A 19,607-nucleotide genomic window follows, 5' to 3' on the forward strand; every position below is an offset into this window, starting at 1 on the left:
TTTTGTCTGCTAGGTGACGACAAGGACACATTTTCCAAACAACCCAAAATAAAAAGCCCCAAAACGCTGATGTACCAGCATTTTAGGACTAACTAGAAGTAAGGGAAAATGTCATAATGGAGGTGAGGAGAATCGAACTCCTGTCCATCACCCCTGCTACATGCAGCTCTACACCTATAGCTGACTTATTTAAAATTCGCCGCGATGTCGCGCCAGCCAGCAAGGCTAACACAAGGCGGCTAACCTACTAGTCTCTTGTTAATGCCTCAGGTGGCAACATTAACCGTAGCTCAATCATTTGAGACCCAGACCCGACCCTTGAGCGAAGTCGGAAGGATCACGCTAGCTGGTTATTAAGCAGCTAAAGCGTAAGAATTTTCGTTCTTTGCAGTTATATTAACTGTTCCGTTGATGACGGAGCCGAGCCTCCGAGGTGCACTGCATGTGCGAAAAGCAATGTCGAGACCATTACACCCCCGATTAAGGTGCAAACATTATGATACCACGGTATAATTAAGCTTGTCAAAATGTTTGGTTTTAGACTGGCATCAAATTCGGATTTAAGCTATTTTTATGGAGGCATGTCTATGATTCTACTTATTGCCGGATGCATGCAATTACTGATGGGCATCCTTCTTGCTGTTTTTCGACCACGTCATCAATCTGGTTTTTGGGGCTACACGTCCTATCTTGCCGGGGTGAATGCCGAAAGTTTTCGCTTGGCACAACGTTGGTTTTGCCAAGCATTGATCATCACAGGCGCACTTGAAGCCGGTGCGGGCTGGTTGATCCATTTTCTGGCATGGGACAATTTCTTTATTGTTTGGCTTTTTTTGGCCGTCATGTTGTTTCTGCCAGGATTTGTCTATACCGAGACGCGGTTAAAGCATTATTTGCAAGCCCATGATGCACTGCCTTATGACTACGTGTCACCAGACGATGCACCGAAACCGCAACGCAAAAAAGGCTTTAAAGATCTGTGAAATGAGGGGTACATCATGAAATTATTAATGATCGAAGATAACACGAGTGTCGCCGAAATGATGGCGATGTTCTTTCAAAAAGAGAAATGGGAAGTCGTCAACGCCTATGATGGTGAAGAAGGTCTTGCTAAGTTTAAGGAAGCGCCGGACAGCTTTGATATTATTACGCTTGACCTCAATCTGCCAAAGATGGACGGCATGCAGGTCGCAAAAGAAATTCGTAAAATCAGTCAAACTGTGCCGTTGATTATGCTCACAGCGCGCGATACTGAAAGTGATCAGGTGTTGGGACTGGAACTCGGTGCCGACGACTATGTTACCAAGCCATTTTCACCGATTACGTTGATTGCACGTATTAAGGCCCTACATCGTCGGGCTGAGGTAGGCGCCGAAGTGGGTGCTGAGCAGACAACAAGCGAGCCGCCTGACGGTTTTGATGTTGAAACCGATCACTTCAAGCTCAGTACCAAAACACGTGAAGCTTATTTGGATGGTAAGCAAATTGAAGGCTTAACACCAAAGGAATTTGATTTACTGCATACCTTGTCGAAAAGTCCGAAGCAGGTTTTCTCACGTGAACAATTACTGCAATTGGTTTGGGATTATGAGTATTACGGTGATGAACGAACTGTAGATGCCCATATTAAAAAACTACGCCAAAAAGTCGAAAAAGTCGGTCCGCAAATTATTCAAACTGTTTGGGGCGTCGGCTACAAGTTTGATGATTCGGGGCTTGATCGATGAAAATGCTCTACCAGCAGCTGATTGGCTTTTTCTCAGTCATTATGGTGACCTTAGTGATTGTCTCGATTCTGTTTATTCGGTCTACCACGAACACGGTTTGGGAAAATGGCTTTAAACAGTTAGAGCAATACACGGATGTTTTAAAAAATAATGCGGTTGATGAAAATACTTACGTCATCAATGCCAGATTTATTCAAAATGCTGAAGAGATTTTAAGCGATCAACACGTGCATTTTGTTATTTATGATGCCAATAACGTTGCTAAATATCCTGTGTCCCAAAAAGGTCAGATGCCAGCGATCAAGGCAAGCTATTGGAAAAAGCTAAAGCAAGGGGCGGCTGTTGCCGTCCCGGAGATGATGACGAATCCAATCAGCGGCCATGCACAAAGCATGACGATCTATTATCAACCGGTTTTTCTGAGTGAAAAATTACTCTTTGTGATTGCCGCCTTTGCGCCAGTTGAGCAAATTCAAAGTTCAATTAGCAAAACTGAGCATAATTTGCTTATCGCGTTCGTACTGTCAACGCTTGCGGCGTTCATCATCAGTTATTTCATTGCGTCCTATCAGGTGCGGCGGATTAATCAATTACGGCGCGCAACGCATCAAGTGGCAGAAGGCAATTATGATGTTGAAGTAAAAATTAAAAGCCGCAGTCATGATGAAGTTGCGGAACTGGCCGATGATTTTCGCGACATGGTGACCTCACTAAAAGCTAGTCAGCAAGAAATTCAACGGCAGGAAGATCGGCGCCGGCAGTTTATGGCTGATGCGGCTCATGAAATGCGGACCCCGCTGACAACAATCAATGGCTTACTTGAAGGCTTGGCCTATGATGCCATCCCTGAAGAAAGTAAGGGAAAGAGTATCGAATTAATGCGGAACGAAACGAACCGCTTGATTCGGCTTGTCAACGAGAACCTTGATTATGAAAAAATTCGGACAAATCAAATTTTGCTCAGCAAACAGACGTTTAACGCGCGCACGGATCTTGATAACATCGCGGAACAGCTGGCGCAGAAATCCGAAGAGGCTGGTGATAAGATCACAATTGATGCCCCAGCAGATCTGCCGACATATGCTGATCATGATCGGTTCGTTCAGATTCTTTTCAACATTGTTCAAAATGCGGTCCAATTCACTAAAAATGGTCAAATCACTATAAAAGCAAAAGTGGGGTATCATCAGACTGAATTTGCCATTAGCGATACTGGTATTGGTATGTCCAAGGATCAGATGAAGAATATTTGGGAGCGGTATTACAAGGCCGATCCATCACGTAAAAACACCAAATATGGTGAGTCCGGTTTGGGCATGGCGATTGTGCATCAGTTAATGGGACAACACGGTGGCACCATTCATGTTGACTCGACCCTAGGCAAAGGTACAACCTTTACGTTGACCTTCCCAGATGAAGCGACAGCGCCTAAGCAAAAGCAGCCAGGAGCCGATCAGCAGACCTCATCATGAAGAAGAGACAAGTTCAAGCAGCGTCAAGATACACCAGAAAAAGGCCATTAGGACCGTTCGAAATGATCATCACGCTCACGTGAATTGCCTGATTTTGTTAAGCAAAAGTTTTGTCGCGTGTGATGGCTGGCAGGGCTTTTACAATGCATTAGCTGCTTAGCCAAAATTATATAACAAATTTAGCTACTGGGTTGCGTCCAAATCCTCACAACGACGGCTTTGCATGGAAACGTGTATAATAGAATTAATAAACTAAAAGGAGACGCATATGACCATTCGACGAATACAACAAAATGATTTTGCTGATGTAGATGCCTTGTTACATGCAGCATTCAATGCCAGCAATCGCGGTTATAACGGTGAGGCAGAGCTAGTTGCCGGACTGCGGCGTGATCCTAATTATGATTCAGCCCTTGAAGTTGTGGCGATGATGGACGGTCATTTGGTCGGCTACGGGCTAATGACCGCGGCCAGCATTACGCCAGATGCCCATATGCAAGGGGTGGCGCTGGCACCGTTAGCAGTTGCCCCTGAATATCAAGGCGGTGGCATTGGGGTCGCGATTGTGACTGAACTCGACATGCGAGCAACTGATTTGCGGCGTGATTTTGTCAGTGTTGTCGGCGATCGACAATTCTTTGGCCGACTTGGCTTTCAAAAAGCAGCCAAGTACAAACTCGATCCGCCTTTCCCAGTCGTCACTGAAGACCATTTGATTAAGGAACTTGTGCCTGGTGTTTTGGCAAGTGTTCGCGGCAAGGTCAATTATCCAGCACCTTTTTTGACTCAGGTAGCGAATTAATCATTGAGACCACCACATTAAAAAAAGGAGTCGCGTTGTTCAAAACGCGACTCCTTTTTTAATTATTTTTGTTTTTCCTGATCCTTGTCGTGATGATGAGCCATGCGGATTGACCCAATACACAGACCGCCAGTGACTAAAGCACTTCCCATGAGTGTATTGTCGCTAACATGCGGCCAGCATTCAATGAAGACGACAAAGCCAACGATGACCGCGACTACCACAAAATGCCACGAGAAATGATGTGGATGATATGTATGCTGTACCTTCATGTGAAGGCCCCCTTATAAATGCGTTCGCAGGCGCAGAAACCTGTCCATAAACATTTGAAACCCAACTGGTCAAAGACCCATTCATTTAAGCTTCAAGTCACGGATGTTCAGGTTTCTAAACGTGTCCGCGCACGCTTTGTATGAATTAACTAATACTCCCCGCAATGACAGTCCTAGCCTACCGCAAAAACGATCAAGATTAAAGGCACTTCACTTAAACGCTTTCAGGCTCATCAAAATGTCATCATCCATCTGGTCAAAAACGCTGCTATTTTTTTAAAAGACCGTAAAAACGGTCTTTTTGCTTGACTTTTTTTATTGCAAACCTTTTACAAGTTGACAGTGGGTTTGCAGAAATGACAATCACTGTTACAATATGAACATATCTGAACGAATGTCTATTATTCAAGGACATTTAGTTTTAGTCAATCGTTTTGGAGGTTTTAGCGTGAAGCAGTTTTATATTGTTGACAGTTCGATGCTTCCGGAAGTCGTCGGTAAAGTCATAGCGGCGCGCGCACTTCTCCAAAATGGCGAGGTTAAGCAGGTGAGCGAGGCCGTCAAACAGGTCGGCATTTCCCGTGGAACCTATTATAAATACAAAGATTATGTTTTTTTACCCGACCCAGAAATGGCATCGCGTAAAGCGGTCATCTCGTTGATGTTGCATCACGATCGCGGCATTTTATCAGAAGTTCTGACAACCATGTCGCAAGCGCAAGCTAGTATCGTGACCATCAACCAAAATATTCCGATCCATAATTGGGCTAGTGTTGTGATGTCATTTGATATTTCGGCACTGCAGGGAACGTTAGATGATCTTGTAACCAAACTTGGCGACATTCGCGGTGTCAGTGATGTGCATCTGGTTTCTGTTGAATGAGCGCCATGATTATTTGGAGGCTGTATGAAAATAGCATTTAAACTATTACTCTGGGTCTTAGTGACCGGTGTGATTTTATTTCCCGCGCTACTGTTGATTTTGTTTGTCATTGGGTTGAGCGTGGTCGTTTCTGGTGCCATGGCAATTAGCGCTGTTGGGCTGGTACTCGGTATCATTTTTGTGGCCTTGGTGGGTCTCAGTATCATGATTCCATGCTTATTGCTGGTGATTCGCTTTATGACTTTCCGAACAGTGAATGTTCGTTTTCAACATCATGGTGAACGGGTGGTATTGCCGGTGACGGTCAAGTTGACGGGACGGACGATTTACCACGCGATTTATGAAAATTTCCGTGCGGGTCGACGGCGCGGGCGGCATCTTTTATCAGCCTGGGGGTTTGGGTTTGAGACTTACTTCCACGAAGACTTGCAGGCGTATCTTGCTGATCAGATTCTTGCTCAGCACGGCCCTGAAATGGCGGAGTCCTTTGTGGTTGATGAGCGGCATTCCTACTCAATTGCGTATTAACAAAACGAATTTAAAATACCATCCGCAAGAGTGCTGTGCCAGCGCTCTTTTTTCTTGGCTACTTTTTGAAATTGACGCGTTTATTCATCACGCCGCGGCCGCCATTGAATCACCCGATTTGATTCAGGCCAGCGCATCTCTTCAAAGCCGACATATTCAATCGTGAGTTGCGTGTGCTGACGAAGCAGGCCAATGAAGGTTTCTAAGTCTGCCAGATCATAGTTGATCAGGCTGTGTAAGGGAATGGAACGTTGGCGCTGATCCTTAGGTTGAACGTTCATGAAAAAATTGTATCCCGGTGTATAGGTTTGATTGACCAGTGATAGCCAGTAACGTGTTTGACGGCGTCGTTTGAAAAGGGGGGTTAATCGCGCCATCATTAGCTTCAAATCTTTAGTCATAGCTATTGCCGCCATTATGTCCTCCTACTAGTGATGCCCGTTGAATCGCCGTTCCGCCATGCATTGCACTTTTAGCGTAGATCAAGCCCTTAAAGCCAAAACGATCGCGAATAGTATCTAGCGTGCGTTCTAAATTAGTTGCTTTAATTTGTTGATCAACCGGCTCAAAGAAATTGAGTTGTTCGCCGGTATCTGGGGCTAAGCGGCCGGTATAAACGGCAACGTTACGAATGACCTCACCATGCCAGTTTTGCCGAAAAATCAGTTGCAGTGTGGCAACAAGATCGCCGTCCCGATTCGTCGGTAAAATTCGTTTAGTTTGGTGAAACCCGCCACGCCCGTCTTTTTCACTTTCAGCATAGGAAAAGCCGATACCTAGGGAAATTTCACCAGCTCGTTTGTGATGATGCCGCAACCGTGCGGCAACCTGTTCGCCGATTTCTTTAATAACGATTTCGATTTCAACTTGATTGCTATAATCGCGCGGCAGAACCTGTGAGTTGCCAATGCTTGGTTCGCGGGTGATGACGCGTTCGCTGATTTTTGTGCGGTCAATGCCCCATGCTAGCGCAAATAACTGCGTGCCAATGATGCCCAGTTCTTGCTTTAAGGCATACGGATTTGCGTGAGCAAGTTGTTTCATTGTCGTGATGCCCATACGTGCGAGATGCGCTGCTGTTCGTTGACCGATACTCCAAACGTCTGTCATATTGGTGATCTGCCAAATGGTATCTGGTACAGTTTGATAGGAGATTTGACCAATCAAATTAGGATCATGTTTTGCATAAACATCCAGCGCAATTTTGGCTTGAAGCGGATTGTCACCGATCCCGACTGTTGTGTAGAGACCAAGTCGATGCCGAATAGTATGTTGAATTAATTGCGCAACTGCACGTGGTGTTTTGCCAAAGAGTCGCCATGTGTGCGTTAAATCGAGAATGGATTCATCAATGGAATAAGGCCACAAGTCTTCATTGGCAACAAACTCACGAAAAATATCATTGATGGCTAGATTCTTTTTGATGTAAAGATTCATGCGTGGCGGTACCACGATCAGATGCTTATCCACAGGCAAGTCCCGTTGACGGCTAACGTTACTTTTAAGGCCATATATTTTTTTGGCCATTGGCGAAGTTGCCAAGATGAGGCCGCCATTTGTATTCTCTTGTTCGGACATGACCACGAGAAGGGTTCTTAAAGGGTTCAGCCCGCGTTCAATGCTTTCAACTGAAGCGTAAAAGGATTTATTGTCAATCAGGAAAACCGTTCGATGCGGTTCGTGGGAATAATCGTAGGCCATCAAAATCACCTCTGCAATTATTATACGAACATACGTTTGCATAAGCAAGCATAACGTGATTTCAGCCCAGAAAAAAACCGCTGCGTCAAAAAACGCAACGGTTTGATTGAATCGACGTTAAGCAATTGTTTCGGTTAGCGCATGCAACCGCCGATATGACTGCCCCATGAAGAGACGTTGGACATCATATTGCTGTGGAAGAAGCCCATTCCCATGCCACTGAAGGCCTCTAGGACAAAGAAGGCTGCAAAAATTGCCGCGATCACGATCAAGGTGACCATCAATGGCCGCCATTTTTCAGAATGTAACATAGCAACGACCCCCTAACAATTAAAAACACATGACAGCATGTAGTATAACACCATTAGATAACGGAATTGGGAGAAAATAAGGCGGCACGCACCAGTCTTATTTCTGAACAAAGGGGTGTTCACCTCAGTCAAGCATTAGTCTCGATCCCACTTAATCTTCAGATTAGTTTCAATCAAATCACCATCGTCCAATGCGAAAGGTTCGACGACACTGCTGCCATCATCTTTGGTGAACTTGATATTCAAGATGTTGCCATCGCGATAAACAACTTCCCACTTACCATTTGTTGGCGTGCCATTGCTGGTCGCTGTATAAGTACCGTCACTGTTGAAGTTGAAAGTGGCAGTGTCGCCTGATTCCCAGCGACCGACGACGCCATCCGTTGAATGATTATCATTGCGCTTTGAAGCATCAGAAGGATACTGGCGGTTCGTTTTGGTCACACCATTGTCATCATAATCATCATCGTCGTCATCATCATGAGATTCAGATGTTGAAGAACCGCTTGTGGCGTCATGCGTTGGTGTAACTGTCTTAGCAGCGGTTGCGGCATCCAAGGTCAGTGCTTCCGGTTGCCCTTTAAGCGGGACGATGACTTCACGATTGAAGTCTTTCGTACTTCCTTCGTGCGTACCGCTCAGCTTGAGGGCGTACAGACCAGGTAATTGACTGGCGATGGTATAACTGCCAGAACGATTTTCAGGTTGAATTTGATTGCCATCCATGGTGAAAGCAGCGGCGTCAAGGTTGGTTTTGACTGTGACGTTGGCGGTACCAAGCTTAACCTTGTATTTCGGGAAAAGTAGCAGGTAACTGCCTTGTTTGACGACCTGAACCATGCCATTGGTTTGCTTGTCCATGATCATGGTTCGCAAGGTGCTGCGATAAAGCCGATTCTTAGTCAAACGGGCGAGCGGCTTAAGATCACTTTCAGTCAATGGTGTGCCATCGTTTGCAATGGCAACTTCAGCCATGTCATCGGCATCTCCACTAGTCATTTCATCAGCCAACTCAGCGACTTGTCGATTTTGACCATAGTACATTGATCCGCCGAGATAAGCCGCACCTAAAAGAACGACAACCGCACCAACAACGATCCATGGCCAGCGCCGGCGTTTATGTACTTGTTGCTGCGCTGGCTGGGTTGAAGCAGCAACTGTCGCAGACTGAGTTGCTTTTGGTGCCTCGGCAGGAGACGTCGATGCTGGTTCTTGGGTTGATTGGGCTTCAAGTCGGGCTTTCCGCAAATCAAACCCGCAGTTAGGACAAAAGTCGTCAGTTGGTTTAATTGGTTGACCGCAGTTGGGACAAAATTTTAAAACATCTTGCATAAGTTATTCCTCCAAAGTTTTCTTGAGTAAGGCAGCAATCTGATCATGACCGCGCTGGTTGGGGTGAAAAGTATCGCGCGGACCGTTACCAGCGAAGTCGGTGATGGCTGTACCGGCAGGGCCTGTGACGTCATCATGGTTTTGCCAGATGGTCGCCAGATCGGCAACTGGAACGTGATAAGTTTGACCGATTTGTTTGACCACAGCATCAAATTGCAAATCGGCGGCGGCATAAGGACCATGGTTTGGCGACCAGGTCGTCATAAGGATCAACTCGGCTGTTGTTTGCTTCTGCAAGGTTGCCACGATGGTTGTCAACGCCTGGCGGTAATCAGCCAGCGCCGTTGGTGTGGCGCCGCCAACCGCATCGTTCGTCCCAAACTCGATGGTAATCAAATCAGGATGCTGGGCAATCAACGCTGGCAGAGCAGGGACACCAAGATTAGTCGCGGTTTTTCCCACCTCTGCAATCCCTTCCTCTGTCACCGTCTTGTCAGTCAAACGGTGTAATTGGTCAGCAAAAAGGGTGGTAAACCGGCTTGTTTTACTATCCGCAAACAAACCAACAGAGAGGCTGTCGCCAAACGGTGCATACACGAGCGTCGTTTGTGATTTTGCCTTCAGCCGGGCGAGCATGCTTGTCTGCTTAATCGCAGCTGAGGATCGCGAACTAGGCGACTTGCGGCTGCGAAGCGAAGCCGCTGAACTGCTCGATTTAGCCACTTTATGTTGTACCCCGCAGCCAGCTGCTAAAATGAGCAATAAAAGACCAAAACCCAACCAAAACTTTTTCATAACATGCCTTCTCCAATGCAATCACGATGCGTCAGCTAACAAACCGCGTGTTCTTAGCTTTCCAGTCTTCTAATTTAATAAAAACCCAGAAGCCATAGATCCCCAACGTGATAATTGTCAGCAACAACCATTTAATCCAATTGCCGAACAAGCTCACGGCCGACCCAAAAAAGTGCATCCGATGACCCTCAATCACGGTATGATTGATTTTCCAACCATATAGCATGGTCAAAGACCATGGATAACAAATGCCTAGTGTAAAAATCGTGATCAAAGTGCCAAGAATCGTCCAGCCGACATAAGCCAACAAGCCACCATCAAAAAAAGAGTGCCGCCCATATTTCGTCTCCATAATCGTTGCTGCCTCCAACTTGTTTTCTCTAGTGTAGCAGAACTGATAGGCAGGGTGGAGGAGGATGCTTGAATTGTAGCCTTTGATTTATTGCCTACAGCCACAACAGAGACCGGTGGCAATGCGTTTTACTGCCATTTGAATAGAAAGAGAGAGCTGGCGGAGCGGCGATGGGCTCAGTGGTGACATTGTTCTTAAACGGGTGGGCTTCCCGTTTTAGAACAAGGCCAGACTTTGAAACCGCGCACTTTGCGGGTTCAAAGCTGTGCCCACCACGTTCCAGCCCAATCGCCGCGGAGCCAGCTCGGACCACAGGTGAAGACTCACGTCAGATAGGACGAGAAACCTTGTACATCTGATTTTAAAGAGGTCATGATTGACCACTCGCTCACGCTCCCTCCCAAAATTTGGTACAATAGGTCAAGGAATTTTTCACTTGGTTTTTCTGAAAGGACGATTCGTTAAATGGTAATGGATGCCGCATTAAAGGGTATGAATGATAAGCAATCTGAGGCGGTGTTGGCGACTGAAGGGCCAGTGCTGATTATGGCTGGTGCCGGTTCAGGCAAGACACGGGTATTGACTCATCGGATTGCTTATTTAGTTGAAGAAAAGCACGTCAATCCATGGAACATCCTTGCCATCACGTTTACAAATAAGGCCGCCCGTGAGATGCGCGAGCGGGTCGGCAAGTTGGTTGATGCTGAGATTGCGCGCGATATTTGGGTATCAACGTTCCATGCGCTCTGTGTCCGAATTTTACGACGCGACATTGACAAGCTGGGCTATAACCGTGCCTTTACGATTGCTGATCCTGCTGAGCAACTGACGCTAGTGAAGCATATTTTGGCTGATTTCAATCTTGATCCAAAGCGCTACGATCCTAAATCCATTTTAGGTGCTATTTCGAGCGCTAAAAATGAACTCGTGGATCCACAAACTTATGCCAATGAGCAGGCTAACAGTCCTTTCACCAAAGTTGTGGCGCAGGTTTATGCGGAATATCAAAAGCGTCTGCGCAGTGATCAGGCATTGGACTTTGATGATCTCATCATGCAGACCATCGTGCTTTTTGAAAAAGACAAAGAAACACTGGCATTCTACCAGCGTAAGTTCCGCTACATTCATGTTGACGAATATCAGGACACTAACGAAGCACAATACCAGCTCGTGCATATGTTGGCAGAAGGCTACCATAATTTATGTGTGGTTGGTGATGCCGACCAGAGTATTTATGGCTGGCGTGGTGCCAATATGCAGAATATTTTGGATTTCAAAAAAGACTATCCAAAGGCGCAAGTCGTTTTGCTTGAGCAGAATTATCGGTCAACTAAAACTATTTTGAGTGCGGCCAATGATGTGATTCAGAACAACCAGAATCGCCAAGCCAAAACGTTATGGACGGAAAATCGCGAAGGCGACAAGATTACCTATTACCGCGCTCAAAGCGAAACTGATGAAGCTATTTTTGTCATTCGCCGAATTGAAGCAGAGATCGCTGATAATCATCGCAAATATAGTGATTTTGCGATTCTGTACCGAACCAATGCCCAGTCGCGGGCGATTGAAGAAGCGTTTGTGAAGTCCAATATTCCATATAAAATGGTTGGCGGGCATAAGTTCTATGATCGCAAGGAAATTCGCGATGCGCTAGCGTATTTCCGGTTAGTGGTCAATCCGGAAGACGATATGAGTTTTAATCGAATTGTCAATGAACCAAAACGCGGTATTGGCAACACAAGCGTTGAAAAGTTAGAGGCCATTGCCAATGAGCATGACTGGTCCTTGCTGGAAGCAGCGGCGAATGCTGAACTCAGTCCGATTGCTGGTAAAGCTCGCGGACAGTTAGCTAAGTTCGGTAAAATGATCCAGCAGCTGGGTACACGGCGAAAAGATCTAAACGTGACCGAGATGATGCAGGCAATTCTTGAGGATAGTGGCTATTTATCAACACTGCGAGCGGCCCACAATCTGGAAGCCGATACCCGCATCGAAAACTTAGAAGAATTGCTTTCGGTGACCCAAGGATTCGATTCCCGGTATCAGCCGGAAAATGAAGACAGCGACATTTTCGTTGATTTTCTGGCTGAATTGGCGCTGTTATCGGATCAGGATGACGTTGAAGAAGATGCACAAGAAGTTACCTTGATGACCTTGCACGCTGCTAAAGGACTGGAATTTCCGGTTGTCTTTTTAGTGGGGATGGAAGAAGGACTCTTTCCATTGAGTCGGGCTTCCATGGATGAAAGCGAGCTCGAAGAGGAACGGCGCTTAGCTTATGTCGGCATTACCCGCGCCAAACAGAAGCTGTATCTGTCCAATGCCTATGGCCGGATGCTGTATGGTCAACGGCAAAACAATCCTGCTAGCCGTTTCATTGAAGAAATTAATCCTGACTTGTTGGAAGTCATTGGCACTACCCAGCCAAAAAGTGACATTCCATTTATTAATCGTACTGACCGCGCATTCAGCTCCCCGTATAGCCGGCACGCTGATCAAAAAACAGCAACACCCGTTACTGTGCAAGCCGCGCCAACAACAGGTGCAGGCAAAACCAGTTGGGAAGCTGGCGACAAGGTGAAGCATCGCAAGTGGGGGACTGGTACCGTGGTGAAAGTCACCGGTACCGGCGATGATCAAGAACTCGATATTGCTTTTAAAGACAACGGCATCAAACGACTGCTAGCTGCCTTTGCTCCGATTGTCAAAGTGGCATCATAAGCGTTCGCAGTTTGACTCAGAAATGTCGGGATGCATATTTTTAGAGGAGGCTCGCTGTGTTAGCAAAACCAGCTGCACAATTCACACTTGAAGAAGCTCAGGCGGAAGTCGAAAAGCTTCGGAAGCAACTGAATCAATGGCGTCTTGAGTATTACACCAAAGATGCGCCAACTGTGACCGATAACGTCTATGACGATCATTATCGCGATTTACAGGCACTCGAGGCGGCTTATCCCAAGCTAGTCACGCCTGATTCGCCAACTCAAGAAGTCGGCGATGTCATTAATTCGGACTTTGCCAAGGTGCAACACCCAATTCCGATGTTGTCGATGGGCGATGTTTTTTCGTTCGAAGAGCTGAGTGAATGGGATGCTCGCATGCAAAGCAATGTCGGCCATCCGGTGGATTACAATGTTGAGTTGAAAATCGACGGGTTGGCTTTATCTCTGATTTATGAAAACGGCAAACTCGTTCAAGGCTCAACACGTGGTGATGGTAATGTCGGTGAAGATGTGACCAGAAATGTGTTGACCATTGCGTCAGTTCCCAAGCAGTTAAAGCAGCCACTTTCACTCGAGGTACGGGGTGAATGTTATATGCCTAAGGCGGCGTTTGCCAAGCTGAATGCGCGGCAGGAAACTGAGGGCGGCACGCCTTTTGCCAATCCACGTAACGCGGCAGCTGGATCACTCCGACAGTTAGATGCCAAAGTCACCGCTGCTCGAGAGCTGGATACCTTCATTTATACGTTAATTGAACCAGAGCAGTTTAACGTGACCACGCAGCATGAGGCGATTGCGTTTATGCAGGCACTTGGATTTACAACAAATCCAAGTTCAGAAGTGGCTGGTGACATGCAGGCGATTGACACCTACATTAAGAAGTACACCACCGACCGTGATGCGTTGCCTTATGGAATTGATGGGATCGTTTTGAAAGTGAACGATTTGGCGCTGCAAGCGCAACTAGGTAACACCGTTAAAGTGCCACGCTGGGAAATTGCCTACAAATTCCCACCTGAAGAAGCAGAGACCGTCATTCATGACATTGTCTGGACAGTTGGTCGAACCGGTGTGGTCACGCCGACTGCCGTGATGGACCCGGTTCAGCTTGCTGGAACCACAGTGGCACGGGCCACGTTGCACAACGCGGATATGATTCGTGATAAAGATATTCGCATCGGCGACACCGTCATGTTGCACAAAGCAGGCGACATTATTCCTGAAGTTTCGCGGGTACTGGTTGCTAAACGTCCAGCGGATACGCCACCGGCGCCGATTCCAGAGGCCTGCCCGTCATGTGGCCAAAAACTGGTCCATCTCGACGATGAAGTAGCTTTGCGTTGCATCAACCCGATGTGTCCGGCACAGGTCCAAGAGCAGCTCACCCATTTTGCGTCTCGCAACGCGATGAATATCGATGGCTTAGGCCCGAAGATTGTGGCACAGTTGCAGGCCAAACATCTGGTAAAAGATGTCGCTGATTTGTATCACCTCACAGCTGCGGATCTGGCGAAATTAGATAAGTTTAAAGAAAAATCAATTAATAATTTGTTAAGTGCGATCAACAACAGTCGGCAAAACTCGGTAGAACGCTTAATCTTTGGGTTGGGCATTCGGCACGTTGGCGGTAAAGCCGCCCGAATTCTGGCCGAACATTTCGGCGATTTGGATCATCTGATGACCGCCAGTCAAGAGGCGATCGCAGATGTGCCAAACATCGGGCCGACCATTGCGGAAGCGATCGTGACGTATTTTAAAGCCGCAACGGTTCAAAAGTTGATCACTCAGTTGCGCGAAGCTGATGTTAACCTGCGTTACACCGGACCGACCAAACCAGTGGTCAAAGATAGTTTTGTTGCAGGTAAAACCGTTGTGATTACCGGTAAGTTTGCCGAGTTTTCGCGGCCAGCACTCACGAAGCAGCTAGAAGGATTAGGAGCCAAGGTCACAGGTTCAGTTTCAAAGAAAACGGACCTCCTGATCGCTGGCGACGCGGCTGGCAGTAAGTTGGCAAAGGCACAAAGCTTGAATGTCCCAATCATGAATGAGACGGAATTGCTGGCGAATTTGAAGGATTGAGGAACATCAATGAAGAAATTTTTAACGTTAACTTTGCTGGCTGGGGCTGCGGTGTTGTTAGCAGCCTGTGGCAAGTTGAATTTTGACAGTGGCAGCAGCAGTACTAGTGGCACAAAAACCGGTAGTTACCAAACCACCGGCACGGTTGATAATAGTATGTATCAAGGCGTTATCAAAAACGGACGTTATCAGACGAGCAGCGCCCGTGGTTTGACGCTGCAGCAGAATGATCAAGGCGAGAACAACTTCAATATTAAAAGTATGGAAAGTGGTCTCGAAAACCTAGCCAAAGCACAGTTTCCAACTGACAAATATAGTTTTGAAGAAGGTCAGTTGTTAAGTACGGCAACCGCTAAAAGTTGGCTGAAACGTGAAGCCAAGGACAACAAAGACGGACTTAATCCGGTTGATAATGGCAAAACTGATCCTGATACCCGCAATCCGATTTATTTGCAGCAGATTTTAGAGCAGGATTTTATGGTGCAAGACGGTAATAGTATGAAGCTGGGCGGAATCGCAATTGCGCTTGGGATGAATAAGGTTGATTACTATACAAAGACGGAATACGGTGCCCAGTATCAAACCGAAATTTCCGATGAGGCGATCAAGAAACAAGGTGAAGCAATCGCTGCCAAGGTCGTCGCTCGTTTACGCGCCATGAGTAAAGTGCCGAATAATATTCCGATCATTGTCGGTATCTACAAGAATGCTGAACAAGATAGCCTCGTTGGCGGTGTTTATACCGAGCAGACAACCAGTAAAACCGGCACCAATTTAGGCGATTGGAAGAAGCTTGATCAACAGAATGAAGTGCTGCCAGTGGTGAGCGATCATAAGGCGATTAACAGTACCGTGGCCAATGACTTTTCGAATTTTACGAACCAAGTGAAGGGCTTCTTCCCGACTTTAGCTGGGATTACGGCACAGGCTCATTATGAAGGTGGTAATCTAGCCGGCATTAACATTACGGTTAACACACAGTTTTATGGGTTGACCGAAATTCAGAGCTTTACGCAATATATTTCAACGGCGGCTAGCAAGTATTTACCTTCTGGCGTGCCGATTGAGATCACGATTCAGAGCACGCAAGGCATGCAGGCCTTTGTATCGCGAAGTTCTGGCGACAAAGGCTTTTATACCCATGTATTCGGGAGTTATTAGCCGAATCTATGGTAAACTACGAATGATAATGAAACTGAAAGCGGGGATAGCATGATTTCTAAAGACAGTGTTGCGCATGTGGCAGGATTGGCCAAGTTGCAATTTTCTGAAACGGAACTGGAGAAATACACCAGCCAGCTCTCCGAGATTCTCGATATGGTTGAACAACTAGAAAGTGTTCCGACGCAAGATGTGCCGGTAACTACTCAGAGTATTCATCTGGAAAATGTGATGCGAGCGGATGTCGCTAAGCCAGGCGAACCGGTAGCGGACTTGTTGAAAAATGTGCCAACCAAGAAGGGCACTTTGATCCAAGTTCCAGCGATCATCGATAAAGAGGAGGACTAGCGCGTGGATTACTTTAAAACCAGTATCGATCAATTGCATGAGCAGTTACGCTCCGGCAAGGTGACCAGCAGTCAATTGGTTGACGAGACATTGGCCGGCATCAACCAGTTGGATGCTGAAGTAGATGCCTTCTTAGCGCTGAATGCTGATGGCGCCAAGGAAAAGGCTGCTGCAGTAGATGCAGCCGGTATTGCTGACGATCAACCACTAGCCGGTGTGCCAATTGCTATCAAAGACAACATTGTCACCAAAGGCGTTGTCACGACGGCAGCGTCCAAGATGCTTGCCAACTTCAATCCGATTTATGATGCGACCGTTATGCAAAAGCTTGATGCAGCCGGTGCGATCAATGTTGGTAAAACCAACATGGACGAATTCGCAATGGGCTCGTCAACAGAAAACTCCGCTTTTAAAACGACTAAAAATGCTTGGGATCACACGCGCGTTCCCGGTGGGTCGTCAGGCGGCTCCGCGGCAGCTGTCGCAGCTGGTGAAGTGATTGCCGCACTGGGCAGTGATACAGGCGGTTCCATTCGTCAGCCTGCTGCTTTTAACGGCATCGTCGGGGTCAAACCGACATACGGCCGCGTTTCTCGCTGGGGTTTGATTGCCTTTAGTTCCAGCCTTGATCAGATCGGAACGCTGACTCGACATGTTAAAGACGCTGCGCAGTTGCTGAATGTGATTGCTGGTCATGATGAACGTGATAGCACCACAGCGGACACACCCGTACCGGACTTTACCGCCAAAATCGGTCAGGATATCAAGGGGATGAAGATCGCTTTGCCAAAGGAATACTTAGGCAAAGGGGTTGACCCAGCGGTTGCGGACAAGATTAAAGCAGCTGCCAAGCAGTTCGAAGACATGGGCGCGACGGTGACAGAAGTGTCACTGCCACATACGCAATATGCGGTGCCATCTTACTACATCATCGCCAGCTCCGAAGCCAGCTCCAATCTGCAGCGCTTTGATGGCATTCGTTATGGTTTCCGCGCCAAGGATGTCAAAAATATTGAGGATGTTTATGTTCGTTCTCGATCCGAAGGTTTTGGCCCAGAAGTCAAGCGACGTATCATGCTGGGCACCTTCAGTTTGTCAGCCGGTTTTTATGATGCATACTTCAAAAAGGCAGGGCAGGTTCGAACTTTGATTACCCGTGACTTTGAAGATGTCTTCAAAGATTATGATCTGATTATTGGACCGACAACCCCAACCGTTGCGTTCAAAATTGGCGAAAAAGTCACCGATCCAGTTACCATGTACATGAACGACATTTTGACAATTCCGGTCAATCTTGCCGGCTTACCGGCGGCATCCGTGCCAGCTGGTTTCGTTGATGGCATGCCAGTCGGCTTACAGCTGATCGGCAAACATTTTGACGAAAGCACGATCTTCCAAGTTGCTGCGGCTTTTGAAGCACAAAACGACTACTTAGCACAGATCCCGGGGGGCAAGTAAGATGAACTTTGAAACAACAATCGGGCTTGAAGTCCACGTTGAGTTGAAAACCAAATCGAAAATGTTCTCACCATCACCTGTCACTTATGGTCAGGAACCCAACACCCAGACAAACGTGATTGACTGGGGATTCCCAGGCGTTTTGCCGAGCATCAATCGCGGAGCCTATCAACTTGGCATCATGGTGGGGCTGGCATTGCATGCTGACATCACGCGTTTGACTCATTTTGATCGGAAAAACTATTTCTATCCTGACAACCCTAAAGCTTATCAAATCACCCAAAGTGAGAAGCCTTTGGGCACCAATGGCTGGGTGGAAATTGAAGTTGACGGTAAGAAGAAGAAGATTGGTATCGCAGAACTGCATGTTGAAGAAGATGCCGGGAAGAACCAGCACGAAGACGATGGTTATTCCTATGTTGATTTGAACCGTCAAGGCACACCGCTGGTCGAAATTGTTTCCAAACCGGATATCACCAGTCCAGAAGAAGCTTATGCTTATCTGGAAACCTTGCGCCAAATCGTTCAGTTCACAGGGGCTTCGGACGTTAAGATGGAAGAAGGCTCTATGCGGGTTGATACCAATTTGTCAGTGCGACCAATTGGACAGGAACATTTTGGTACCAAGACCGAAATCAAGAACCTGAACTCCTTCGTGCATGTTCGCGATGGCCTCGCATTTGAAGAAAAACGGCAGCAGGCTGTACTTTTGAGTGGCGGTGAAGTGCGTCAGGAAACCCGGCGCTGGGATCCAGATGCTAAAGAAACGCTTCTGATGCGGGTTAAGGAAGGCGCCGATGATTATCGTTACTTCCCTGAACCAGACCTGCCACCAGTGGCTGTTTCCCAGAAATGGATTGACGACATTCAGGCCTCGTTACCGCAACCGCCAGCAGAGCGGCGGCAGCGTTACATCGAAGACTGGGGAATCCCAGCTTATGATGCCGGTGTCTTGACGCAGACGAAGGAAATGTCAGATTTCTTCGAAGCAACTGTGGCGCAAGGCGCTGATGCCAAGCAAGCGTCTAACTGGCTGATGGGTGAGGTTTCCGGTTTCTTGAATGCCCAACACGTTGAACTGGGGCAAGTTGCCTTGACGCCAGCGCATTTGGCAGGCATGATCAAGCTTATTGGTGATGGCACGATTTCCAGTAAAATGGCCAAAAAGGTCTTTAAGGAAATCATTCAACATGATACTGATCCGGATAAGTGGGTCCATGAAAAAGGTCTGATCCAACTTTCCGATCCGGCTAAATTGACCCCGATTATTGACGAAATTCTCGATAATAACCAGCAAAGTATCGATGACTTCAAAGCTGGTAAGGACCGGGCAATTGGCTTCCTAGTTGGTCAGATCATGAAACAAACACATGGTCAGGCAAACCCTAAAGTGGTCAACCAGATTTTGATGGCTGAGATTAAGCAACGATAAGTGATACTGACTATCTAGCAATTCAGTTCGGATAATAGCCTCGACATGTAGACAATGTTCTTTGTTGTTTACATGCCGAGGCTATTGCGCAAATTGCTAGTCTTGCTATTGTGGCAGCAGATGGGAAGTACCAAGAAGAATAGGCTCAAAAGTTGCTCATGAATGAAGCTTTTGAGCAAGACATTGACGATTCACGATTATGAGAAAGACTGTTTCCGCCAGCAACGGGCC

19 protein-coding genes and 1 other RNA gene are annotated in these 19,607 nt (G+C 47.0%); 12 read left to right on the plus strand and 8 right to left on the minus strand.

Features of this window, described 5'->3' with window-relative positions; all coding sequences use genetic code 11:
• Window positions 1-114: 114 nt before the first annotated feature.
• Window positions 115-478, minus strand: a transfer-messenger RNA (tmRNA) gene (gene ssrA / locus LBPC_RS14825).
• 109 nt (window positions 479-587) lie between these two features.
• On the opposite strand from ssrA, the gene LBPC_RS05195 reads away from it, so the two are divergent.
• The 4 genes from LBPC_RS05195 to LBPC_RS05210 all read left to right on the plus strand — a co-directional run bounded on the left by LBPC_RS05195 (window position 588) and on the right by LBPC_RS05210 (window position 4,001).
• Window positions 588-983, plus strand: a complete 396-nt coding sequence (locus LBPC_RS05195) for an SdpI family protein (RefSeq protein ID WP_003584155.1) — start codon at window positions 588-590, stop codon at window positions 981-983.
• A 15-nt stretch (window positions 984-998) separates the two neighbouring features.
• Window positions 999-1,727 carry a response regulator transcription factor gene (locus tag LBPC_RS05200; protein WP_003564436.1) on the plus strand — a complete coding sequence of 243 codons (729 nt, stop codon included), beginning with the start codon at window positions 999-1,001 and terminating at the stop codon, window positions 1,725-1,727.
• Window positions 1,724-3,199, plus strand: coding sequence for a sensor histidine kinase (locus LBPC_RS05205; RefSeq protein ID WP_003564439.1), 1,476 nt, complete (start codon window positions 1,724-1,726; stop codon window positions 3,197-3,199). The genes LBPC_RS05200 and LBPC_RS05205 overlap by 4 nt, the downstream gene beginning before the upstream one ends.
• Window positions 3,200-3,467: 268 nt before the next feature.
• Complete coding sequence (locus tag LBPC_RS05210; RefSeq protein WP_003578540.1) at window positions 3,468-4,001, plus strand: GNAT family N-acetyltransferase; 534 nt, start codon at window positions 3,468-3,470, stop codon at window positions 3,999-4,001.
• Window positions 4,002-4,063: 62 nt separating this feature from the next.
• Here the strand turns inward: LBPC_RS05210 and LBPC_RS05215 are convergent, their stop codons facing one another.
• Window positions 4,064-4,273 (minus strand): hypothetical protein, encoded by a 210-nt coding sequence (locus LBPC_RS05215; protein WP_003578542.1) that lies wholly within the window; start codon window positions 4,271-4,273, stop codon window positions 4,064-4,066.
• Window positions 4,274-4,721: 448 nt separating this feature from the next.
• On the opposite strand from LBPC_RS05215, the gene LBPC_RS05220 reads away from it, so the two are divergent.
• Window positions 4,722-5,156, plus strand: coding sequence for an ACT domain-containing protein (locus tag LBPC_RS05220; protein ID WP_003564445.1), 435 nt, complete (start codon window positions 4,722-4,724; stop codon window positions 5,154-5,156).
• Window positions 5,157-5,180: 24 nt separating this feature from the next.
• Window positions 5,181-5,684, plus strand: a complete 504-nt coding sequence (locus tag LBPC_RS05225; RefSeq protein WP_003564448.1) for a hypothetical protein — start codon at window positions 5,181-5,183, stop codon at window positions 5,682-5,684.
• Between the two features lie 80 nt (window positions 5,685-5,764).
• Here the strand turns inward: LBPC_RS05225 and LBPC_RS05230 are convergent, their stop codons facing one another.
• The 6 genes from LBPC_RS05230 to LBPC_RS05255 all read right to left on the minus strand — a co-directional run bounded on the left by LBPC_RS05230 (window position 5,765) and on the right by LBPC_RS05255 (window position 10,175).
• Window positions 5,765-6,085, minus strand: a complete 321-nt coding sequence (locus LBPC_RS05230; RefSeq protein WP_003594059.1) for a hypothetical protein — start codon at window positions 6,083-6,085, stop codon at window positions 5,765-5,767.
• A complete protein-coding gene (locus tag LBPC_RS05235; RefSeq protein WP_003564452.1) occupies window positions 6,078-7,385 on the minus strand; it encodes a Y-family DNA polymerase in 1,308 nt (435 codons plus the stop codon). The genes LBPC_RS05230 and LBPC_RS05235 overlap by 8 nt, the downstream gene beginning before the upstream one ends.
• A 134-nt stretch (window positions 7,386-7,519) precedes the next feature.
• Window positions 7,520-7,696 carry a hypothetical protein gene (locus LBPC_RS16955; RefSeq protein ID WP_003564455.1) on the minus strand — a complete coding sequence of 59 codons (177 nt, stop codon included), beginning with the start codon at window positions 7,694-7,696 and terminating at the stop codon, window positions 7,520-7,522.
• A gap of 135 nt (window positions 7,697-7,831) precedes the next feature.
• Window positions 7,832-9,028, minus strand: coding sequence for a zinc-ribbon domain-containing protein (locus LBPC_RS05245; RefSeq protein ID WP_003578549.1), 1,197 nt, complete (start codon window positions 9,026-9,028; stop codon window positions 7,832-7,834).
• 3 nt (window positions 9,029-9,031) lie between these two features.
• Window positions 9,032-9,823 (minus strand): SGNH/GDSL hydrolase family protein, encoded by a 792-nt coding sequence (locus LBPC_RS05250; protein WP_003594062.1) that lies wholly within the window; start codon window positions 9,821-9,823, stop codon window positions 9,032-9,034.
• A gap of 31 nt (window positions 9,824-9,854) precedes the next feature.
• Entirely contained in the window at window positions 9,855-10,175 is a 321-nt protein-coding gene (locus LBPC_RS05255) for a DUF898 family protein (RefSeq protein ID WP_003594064.1), read from the minus strand.
• A 465-nt stretch (window positions 10,176-10,640) separates the two neighbouring features.
• On the opposite strand from LBPC_RS05255, the gene pcrA reads away from it, so the two are divergent.
• The 6 genes from pcrA to gatB are packed head-to-tail and all read left to right on the plus strand — an operon-like array spanning window position 10,641 to window position 19,376.
• Window positions 10,641-12,896: a DNA helicase PcrA gene (pcrA, locus tag LBPC_RS05260; RefSeq protein ID WP_003661249.1), complete on the plus strand. Its 2,256-nt coding sequence runs from the start codon at window positions 10,641-10,643 to the stop codon at window positions 12,894-12,896.
• A gap of 56 nt (window positions 12,897-12,952) precedes the next feature.
• The gene (ligA, locus tag LBPC_RS05265) at window positions 12,953-14,977 is read left to right on the plus strand and encodes an NAD-dependent DNA ligase LigA (protein WP_003661248.1); all 2,025 of its coding nucleotides are present in this window, start codon (window positions 12,953-12,955) and stop codon (window positions 14,975-14,977) included.
• 9 nt (window positions 14,978-14,986) lie between these two features.
• Window positions 14,987-16,138: a CamS family sex pheromone protein gene (locus tag LBPC_RS05270; RefSeq protein ID WP_003661245.1), complete on the plus strand. Its 1,152-nt coding sequence runs from the start codon at window positions 14,987-14,989 to the stop codon at window positions 16,136-16,138.
• Between the two features lie 51 nt (window positions 16,139-16,189).
• Entirely contained in the window at window positions 16,190-16,486 is a 297-nt protein-coding gene (gene gatC / locus LBPC_RS05275) for an Asp-tRNA(Asn)/Glu-tRNA(Gln) amidotransferase subunit GatC (protein WP_003564470.1), read from the plus strand.
• A 3-nt stretch (window positions 16,487-16,489) separates the two neighbouring features.
• Window positions 16,490-17,944 carry an Asp-tRNA(Asn)/Glu-tRNA(Gln) amidotransferase subunit GatA gene (gene gatA / locus LBPC_RS05280; RefSeq protein ID WP_003569751.1) on the plus strand — a complete coding sequence of 485 codons (1,455 nt, stop codon included), beginning with the start codon at window positions 16,490-16,492 and terminating at the stop codon, window positions 17,942-17,944.
• 1 nt (window position 17,945) lies between these two features.
• Entirely contained in the window at window positions 17,946-19,376 is a 1,431-nt protein-coding gene (gene gatB / locus LBPC_RS05285) for an Asp-tRNA(Asn)/Glu-tRNA(Gln) amidotransferase subunit GatB (RefSeq protein WP_003578560.1), read from the plus strand.
• Window positions 19,377-19,607: the final 231 nt, after the last annotated feature.

Source organism: Lacticaseibacillus paracasei subsp. paracasei (assembly GCF_000829035.1).
Classification (GTDB): Bacteria; Bacillota; Bacilli; order Lactobacillales; family Lactobacillaceae; genus Lacticaseibacillus; species Lacticaseibacillus paracasei.

Bases quoted from the DNA above. Each gene is read 5' to 3' on its own strand.
- LBPC_RS05195 (WP_003584155.1), top strand. From the start codon at position 588: ATGATTCTACTTATTGCCGGATGCATGCAATTACTGATGGGCATCCTT.
- LBPC_RS05200 (WP_003564436.1), top strand. From the start codon at position 999: ATGAAATTATTAATGATCGAAGATAACACGAGTGTCGCCGAAATGATG.
- LBPC_RS05205 (WP_003564439.1), top strand. From the start codon at position 1,724: ATGAAAATGCTCTACCAGCAGCTGATTGGCTTTTTCTCAGTCATTATG.
- LBPC_RS05210 (WP_003578540.1), top strand. From the start codon at position 3,468: ATGACCATTCGACGAATACAACAAAATGATTTTGCTGATGTAGATGCC.
- LBPC_RS05215 (WP_003578542.1), bottom strand. From the start codon at position 4,273: ATGAAGGTACAGCATACATATCATCCACATCATTTCTCGTGGCATTTT.
- LBPC_RS05225 (WP_003564448.1), top strand. From the start codon at position 5,181: ATGAAAATAGCATTTAAACTATTACTCTGGGTCTTAGTGACCGGTGTG.
- LBPC_RS05230 (WP_003594059.1), bottom strand. From the start codon at position 6,085: ATGACTAAAGATTTGAAGCTAATGATGGCGCGATTAACCCCCCTTTTC.
- LBPC_RS05235 (WP_003564452.1), bottom strand. From the start codon at position 7,385: ATGGCCTACGATTATTCCCACGAACCGCATCGAACGGTTTTCCTGATT.
- LBPC_RS16955 (WP_003564455.1), bottom strand. From the start codon at position 7,696: ATGTTACATTCTGAAAAATGGCGGCCATTGATGGTCACCTTGATCGTG.
- LBPC_RS05245 (WP_003578549.1), bottom strand. From the start codon at position 9,028: ATGCAAGATGTTTTAAAATTTTGTCCCAACTGCGGTCAACCAATTAAA.
- LBPC_RS05250 (WP_003594062.1), bottom strand. From the start codon at position 9,823: ATGAAAAAGTTTTGGTTGGGTTTTGGTCTTTTATTGCTCATTTTAGCA.
- LBPC_RS05255 (WP_003594064.1), bottom strand. From the start codon at position 10,175: ATGGAGACGAAATATGGGCGGCACTCTTTTTTTGATGGTGGCTTGTTG.
- pcrA (WP_003661249.1), top strand. From the start codon at position 10,641: ATGGTAATGGATGCCGCATTAAAGGGTATGAATGATAAGCAATCTGAG.
- LBPC_RS05270 (WP_003661245.1), top strand. From the start codon at position 14,987: ATGAAGAAATTTTTAACGTTAACTTTGCTGGCTGGGGCTGCGGTGTTG.
- gatC (WP_003564470.1), top strand. From the start codon at position 16,190: ATGATTTCTAAAGACAGTGTTGCGCATGTGGCAGGATTGGCCAAGTTG.
- gatB (WP_003578560.1), top strand. From the start codon at position 17,946: ATGAACTTTGAAACAACAATCGGGCTTGAAGTCCACGTTGAGTTGAAA.